This is a genomic window from Nostoc sp. CHAB 5715 (genome assembly GCF_020829685.1).
Lineage (GTDB): Bacteria > Cyanobacteriota > Cyanobacteriia > Cyanobacteriales > Nostocaceae > Nostoc.
In genome coordinates, this window is record NZ_JAIVFR010000376.1 from 1 (window position 1) to 6,525 (window position 6,525).

The window sequence follows — 6,525 nt, forward strand, 5'->3', positions numbered from 1 at the left end:
CCACTAAGATTAGTTTTATTAACGAAGTTGCTAATATTTGCGATCGCGTCGGTGCTGATGTCACCCAAGTAGCTAAAGGTATCGGTCTAGACTCCCGCATTGGTAACAAATTTTTACAAGCTGGTATTGGTTGGGGTGGTTCTTGTTTTCCCAAAGATGTCTCCGCTCTGGTTCACACTGCTGATGATTATGGCTATGAAGCCCAATTACTCAAAGCTGCTGTCAGTGTCAACGAACGCCAGCGATTGATTGCTTTAGAAAAACTCCAAAAAGTTCTGAAAATTCTCAAAGGCAAAACAGTCGGACTACTCGGACTGACCTTCAAGCCCGATACTGACGACTTGCGCGACGCCCCAGCCCTCAACCTAATTGAGCAGCTAAACCGACTGGGAGCCAAAGTTAAAGCCTTTGACCCCATTGTTTCCCAAACAGGTTTACGTCATGGGCTTTCTGGTGTGCTAGTAGAAACCGATGCTGAAAGACTAGCTGATGGCTGCGATGCGTTGGTACTCGTCACCGAATGGCAGCAGTTCAGCACTCTCGACTATGTGAAGATGGCAAAATTGATGGCCCACCCCGTTATCATCGACGGTCGTAACTTCCTTGACCCAGAAGCAATGATCCGGGCTGGATTCCAATATGTAGGGGTGGGAAGATAGGATTTAGGAGTTAGGGACTGACAAATAAAAAAATACTCAATTACTTCTTGTGCGGTGGGCGACACAAGCGCCCCAAGCCTTGGGCGGACAAGATGTTCACTCCACAAGATTGGATAATTTATTTGTTGGAAGTCCCTTAGGAGTTATTGATTATCCTTAACTCCGTTCAAAACTTAAAGATTTACAGTACCGTCTAGAATTATTTAGGCGGTATTTAATTTGTTTTAAAGTGTCGCGTAAAGGTGATCAGAAAGAGTTTATATTAACGTGAATTCGACGGCATAATTTCTTATCAAGCACTACTTGGGATACGTTCAATTTCAGCATAACCACTGAAAATAAGTTTTTGACCTTCAGTTTCTAATCGGTTGAGCCGCATTTTTACTCCATCGAGGTCAAAACGATCAAGATCAACCATATTATCTAAAATTTCTACCAGCGCCACGCTCAAGGTTTGGGAGATTTCCCGTTGTGCTTCTGGCACTTGGTCAAGTTGAATTTTTGGATCTTTAAAAGAAACTCGCCGCCGCCTTTCAATGCCTATAGTTAAAATCATGCTCAAGGGTACGAGTTCGCCATTGTTTAAATCTGCTTTTGCTACAAGCTGTAAGCGATTCTCTGGCAATAGCTGTACCTGTACTTCCGTAAAGGAGACTGGCTCACCACCAGATAATTCTGTCAGTGATGGTACAGTGAGGTTAAGCAGGCGCTTTTTCACCAGTTCCGCATTAAAGGCTTGGTTTATGCCTGCTTCTGATAAAATTACTTGGGCGATCGCTTGAGTGGGTTGCTTAAGACTGAGTTTGCCACTTAAAACCGAGCCGAAGTCAATGGCCACCGCATCGGTTTCAAAAGACATCTCCTCTACCGCGAAATCTTTCCGAATCACCAAACCACGACCGCTCATTTTGAAGCTATCAATGCTGCCTTGCAACAGTTTGCTGGAGGGATAGCAGCGCACAAAGACTTCTACTGACTCGCTCATGCTAAACAGGTGGCGAATCGTTTGGCTGGCGACCGTGTTGAGCATCCGCTCTCCCCAATCTGTGCCTTTAGGATCTTGTAAACCAGTAAGTCCGCCGAACATGTGGTTTTGGGTCTCTAGAAGTTCTTTGTACTTTTGTAACAAACTGTGAAGAATACAGCAAGCGATCCCATGATTAATTGTGCTGATGGGTAGGTGTAAGATGGTTGATGGTTAGAAGTTCACTGTGTAAAATGTTACTTTTAATCTAATGAGTGGGAATAATTGAACTAAGTTATTGCTAATACCAATTCTGTATGAAGATGCGCCAAAATATGAGGTAGGTGCATTTGGTTAAAACTTTATGGGTATGAGATTACTTATTGAGATAAAAGAGAGTCACGTCGCTTCGCTCCGAATTCAAAATTCAAAACTTGTACTTAGCGTAGCCGAAGTATTCAAAATTCACGGCATAAAATCCCCATAAATAAATTTAGGGGCTCTGAAAACTTGGACTTTTTGGCGTTAAAGCTGAAGCATCGTGGCACAATTGTTTTTATATTTTCCATAAATGAATTTACTTGCTCTGTATCCTTTTTGTCTTCGGTCAAGAAGAATTGGACTAAAACATGTCATACAAGCAAGTAGTAAAGAACGACTACAAATGCTCTACTGCTTAAAAAGTGGACAAGTGACAAGTAGGCACGCGATCACCCACAGATGTTCCGTCTTGTTAAGATACTCCTGCACGAGTGCGTGTGCTGATAACCTGGGTGTGCCACTGGGAGGACGATGATCTACCTTGATTCGACAACCAATAATGTGAATAGGTGGCTTGTTTTCGCCTAATTCTGCACGATGAGAAATCGCGTATGTTTGTCCCTCCACGACTTCAGCTTTAGCAGTGTAAACAGGGTTCTATCCGAGACTTCGTAGTAAGGGAACTACCCACAGTTCGCGGGTAACGCTGGTAGCGGTATCATCTGCATCTAACCTGTCTAATTGCCGTTGAAATGCTGCCCAATAAGCTTTAGCATCACCCCATGCGATCGCAATTTCATCTGCTAGCTTGTCAGTTTTGGTAAAACCAAAATCCTCTGGTGCTTGCCCTTTAAGATTACCTGCCAACAATTCAGCAGTCATATCTGCTGCTAACAAATTACCTTATGGAAAGCTTTGAACCCATTCGTAAACGGATACTGGAGTTGTTTGGCAGATATTTAATCGAAAAAGGTGGCCTACTCTTCCTTGGAAATAGCCTGTTTCTTTCGGATCATTTTTGGGGTCGATAAAAAATATTGTGCAGTTGGGATGAAGTTTTCTGACCCATTCCAAGGCGTTACTAACAAAATAATCCTTTCCCACACCGGGAACGCCAATAATAACCTACATTCCGCACCCTCAACTGTCACAATCGGTTTTTACTGTTTTTTAGACAGAAACAAAGCTACTGAATATACATAAAAACAGTAAAATAACTGAAATCTAAAGAGGCAGAAGCATTATCTAAAACTACAACAATCATAAAAACCTAGTAATTACACTATGTGACACCCCAAGGTGCGGAATGTGGGATAATAAGCGTGTTCTTTAAATTCTCTGCTAGTGACTTTGCTAGGTCTGGAATTTCTCGCTTGAAATCTACAAAGTTGGTTTGTTTGTCAGGAATAAGAGCATAGCTAACATGCAAGCTTTCTTCGTCTGGAATTGTGGGTGGGGAATGATGAGATTCTGAGGTGGGGAGATAGCGATTAGTCCCTTTGGCGTTGATTAAATAAACTGTGCCTTTCTTGCTCATCTTGAATGCGATGCCCTCATGAAGTAGGCGATTTCTTAGAAACCACCAGTTTGCACCCTTTGGTGTACCGTGCTTCGGCGATTTTCGCTGCAACATCAACCTGCTGTTGAGATAGGGTGAGGTTCCATTGTTTAGAAGTATTTTCTTGGGATTTTTGCTGGAGAGAAGCGATCGCACCCCACTGATTTTTCAAGTTTCCAGAAGATAGGGCAACACACAAAGCAAACCCAAAGAAGAATACCGCCGTCATGGGGTTTCGTTGCAAATATTTCATAAACTGACTTTGCTCAAACTCTTTTAGTCTCGTTGATAGCGCTTGAGCAATTGTTTGGTCAGCAACTGAGTATCTGGAATTGTCTTGATAGATCGGGGCTTTTTCTTGCGCCTACCTCCAGCAGAAATTCGTCAGGGTCAAAGTCTAAGGTGTCTAGAGCCTTGACATCTAAATCAGTCAGCGTTTGGGTGTAAACCGTTTGGTGTAACTGATGTTCAAGCACCGCACGAGCGATCGCTTCTCCTGCAACAATATCCACGAAGCCTTTGAACACGTTGATGGGGATATCGGTTTTTTCGCCTACTAATTCCATCGCTATCTGCTCAACTGGTACAAGGTCTTCTCCCAATGCCCAGGCAATCTGCCCATTGTTCTCGATTTAAAAAGTATGGGTCAAATTGACTACGCACTCCCGAACGATGGTCAAAAAAATCCCAAATCTCAACTTTGCTCACTGTTCATCGTGTTTCACACTTTATGTTTGGGTTGAAACAATTGCGTTCCACTATTTAAATTCAATGCCTCAAAACCTCTATTTTTCGTGTGTTTTGGTGATGTTTTTGGGTTGGTTAAAATGATTTGAGGTGAGGAAAGCAAGTTAAGTGTGGAACGTGTTGATTCAGTTGTTACTGAAACACGTTTCAGTTATGTTTCAGTCATACGCCAATTAAAAACCCCACCATAGGGCGGGGTCTAGCGGTTGATTGGCGAATTTAAGTCTGTCAGATTGTCGGAACCAAGAAATCGGGTGGCATGACTCGTCCAACCTGCTGCCAGTGAGCGTCCAATAGCCAGCAAGCAAGAAAAACGATCTGCTTTGGGCGATATTCGTTAGAGCAATAGCGCTCTGCGGTGCGGCGATCGCACGTCAAATAAAACGCTAGCTGAGTCAATGAAAGTTTAAGAAGCAAAACCTCATGAAAAATTTTTCATGAGGTTAATAATTAGTCCTAACTATTAATTCCGAGAAGCGCGGTGCAGTTCTAATGCTGCGTCTTCCAAGTGTTTGATGACCTCTTCAGGGTTTGGTCGCTGGCGGAACATCCAGGCTGCAAGTGCCTCTAGTAAGTCCTGAAATGAAAAGCTCTCTTGTTCCAGTAAAGTTATAAATTCGTCAAAGAATTTAATCAGCCCCTCCCTACGGGAATCTCGCAAAGCGCTGCGAATTGAGGCTTGTCCAATTACGCAATGCTTGCGCCAACTCTAATCCTGGTTTTAGCCAAGTGGTATCTTGCAGTTCTGGACAACGAGATTTGCTGATGTAGAGTATGTGTTCAGCAGAGAGTTCACCAGCAATGTCAAATTCGTACTCAAGCGATCGCATTTGATTGGTAGTCGGGGCGATCGCTTTTCACAACGTGGATGGCAAATGCCCTCAGCACTTGTTATTCACAGAAAAGTGATCGCCCTTTTCGTACAAGCGCGATCGCTGTCCTGAACCATGAAAATTAGTGCGATTCGTTGATAGCAAAATCGCGGCGAAAATTCGCAAATAAGCTATCCAAAGTGAAAACCGAGAGTAACTTTGAACTCTCGGTCTGATATGGGTGAAAGCCCCATCTACCAGACCGGAGGCGGAGCGTCTCCGGCTCCGCTCAGGTATGACTCTTTATCTGCCCACACCGACTAAGAAACTCGTCTGTTAGAGAGTGAAGCTCTTAACTGGGCGCAACCAGACGGCTGTTATGGGCTGACACTGGCGCTAACAAGGAGTTTCTATGGTGAAACCGAGCCTAGAAAAGCAACCTACGAGGATGCGGGGCATAACCTCAAACCCCCGACTTTACTGGAGCTTAATTCCCGCCACGTCATTAGTTAGATAGTGGCTAGAGTCTAGGGAATCCAGTGGTTGAATTGGCTACACCTAAAGAAACGAAACAATCTCACCGAGGGAACGAATAAAAACGAACTAAGGGTCTAGGGTAAAGGTCGAACCCCAAGTAGGCTAGACGAGCAGCGGAACTCCCTTAGTTCGGGTAGGACAGACCGCAATTGGTCTGAGGTGTTCAGAGTACACGAATTAGAGTAGAGCATGATTAGACACAGCACTAATGCTAGTGAATCTTGGAAGACGTTACCTTGGAAGAAATTTCGCCGTAACTTATTCCGCCTACAAAGACGAGTTTACAAAGCTGTTCAAGTTGGAGACAAGCGCAAAGCAAAGTCCCTCCAAAAGCTAATTCTGAAATCCACCGCAGCAAGGTTACTGGCAGTCCGTCAAGTATCACAGCTAAATGCTGGGAAAAAGACCCCCGGAATCGATGGCAAACGCTCGGCGCATGATGCACAGAAAATCCTATTTCTAAATCTAAGCTCCAAGCAAGAAGGAATAAAGCAGCAAACAATTGCTAGACTTAGCATTCCCGGCAATTCCTTACTCCGAAAACAAACACGTCAACGTTAAAGGCGAAAAATCACCTTTTGATGGGGACATCGCCTATTGGAGCGAACGTAACAGTAAACTCTACGACGGCGAAACCTCTTTTGCCTTAAAACGGCAAAACCATACATGTGCAATCTGCGGGTTGAAGCTTCTATCCGATGAACGGGTTCACCTGCATCATAAGGACGGAAACCACACCAATTGGCGCAAAGAGAATCTAATAGCAACTCACGAGAGTTGCCACGATTATCTACACATGAGCAAAAGCGAAAGCTAAGAACGTCGGAAGCCGGATGCACTGAAAAGCGCACGTCCGGATTGTGCGGTTCGTTGATTGAAACCGAAGCCCTTTAGGACTTTGGAGGAAAATCGTCTCTACACCGCCTTGAGTGCAAACTCAGAAATATAGTAGAGATAACTTTAGTTTAGTGTGAGTGCGTCAAACCC

General features: G+C 44.0%; 10 protein-coding genes and 1 pseudogene. 3 read left to right on the plus strand and 8 right to left on the minus strand.

The window, feature by feature from the left end:
* A partial coding sequence (locus tag LC574_RS20470) for a nucleotide sugar dehydrogenase (protein ID WP_229455271.1) occupies positions 1-659 on the plus strand: 659 nt, incomplete at its 5' end.
* A 292-nt stretch (positions 660-951) separates the two neighbouring features.
* Here LC574_RS20470 and LC574_RS20475 read toward each other — a convergent pair.
* From LC574_RS20475 to LC574_RS20510, 8 genes are all read right to left on the minus strand, one after another.
* Positions 952-1,746 carry a DUF2993 domain-containing protein gene (locus LC574_RS20475; protein WP_229455284.1) on the minus strand — a complete coding sequence of 265 codons (795 nt, stop codon included), beginning with the start codon at positions 1,744-1,746 and terminating at the stop codon, positions 952-954.
* 546 nt (positions 1,747-2,292) lie between these two features.
* Positions 2,293-2,511, minus strand: coding sequence for a hypothetical protein (locus LC574_RS20480; RefSeq protein WP_229455272.1), 219 nt, complete (start codon positions 2,509-2,511; stop codon positions 2,293-2,295).
* Between the two features lie 30 nt (positions 2,512-2,541).
* A complete protein-coding gene (locus tag LC574_RS20485) occupies positions 2,542-2,781 on the minus strand; it encodes a hypothetical protein (protein ID WP_229455273.1) in 240 nt (79 codons plus the stop codon).
* A 385-nt stretch (positions 2,782-3,166) separates the two neighbouring features.
* Complete coding sequence (locus tag LC574_RS20490; RefSeq protein WP_229455274.1) at positions 3,167-3,421, minus strand: hypothetical protein; 255 nt, start codon at positions 3,419-3,421, stop codon at positions 3,167-3,169.
* A 16-nt stretch (positions 3,422-3,437) separates the two neighbouring features.
* Positions 3,438-3,695, minus strand: coding sequence for a hypothetical protein (locus LC574_RS20495; protein WP_229455276.1), 258 nt, complete (start codon positions 3,693-3,695; stop codon positions 3,438-3,440).
* A gap of 58 nt (positions 3,696-3,753) precedes the next feature.
* Complete coding sequence (locus tag LC574_RS20500) at positions 3,754-4,044, minus strand: hypothetical protein (RefSeq protein WP_229455278.1); 291 nt, start codon at positions 4,042-4,044, stop codon at positions 3,754-3,756.
* A gap of 373 nt (positions 4,045-4,417) precedes the next feature.
* Positions 4,418-4,588, minus strand: a complete 171-nt coding sequence (locus LC574_RS20505) for a hypothetical protein (protein WP_229455279.1) — start codon at positions 4,586-4,588, stop codon at positions 4,418-4,420.
* 64 nt (positions 4,589-4,652) lie between these two features.
* Complete coding sequence (locus LC574_RS20510) at positions 4,653-4,850, minus strand: hypothetical protein (RefSeq protein WP_229455281.1); 198 nt, start codon at positions 4,848-4,850, stop codon at positions 4,653-4,655.
* Positions 4,851-4,926: 76 nt separating this feature from the next.
* Here LC574_RS20510 and LC574_RS20515 point away from each other — a divergent pair, with 76 nt between their 5' ends.
* Both LC574_RS20515 and LC574_RS20520 read left to right on the plus strand, forming a co-directional pair.
* Entirely contained in the window at positions 4,927-5,133 is a 207-nt protein-coding gene (locus tag LC574_RS20515; RefSeq protein ID WP_229455282.1) for a hypothetical protein, read from the plus strand.
* A 594-nt stretch (positions 5,134-5,727) separates the two neighbouring features.
* Positions 5,728-6,355: pseudogene (locus tag LC574_RS20520) on the plus strand (reverse transcriptase N-terminal domain-containing protein).
* The last annotated feature ends 170 nt before the right edge of the window (positions 6,356-6,525 follow it).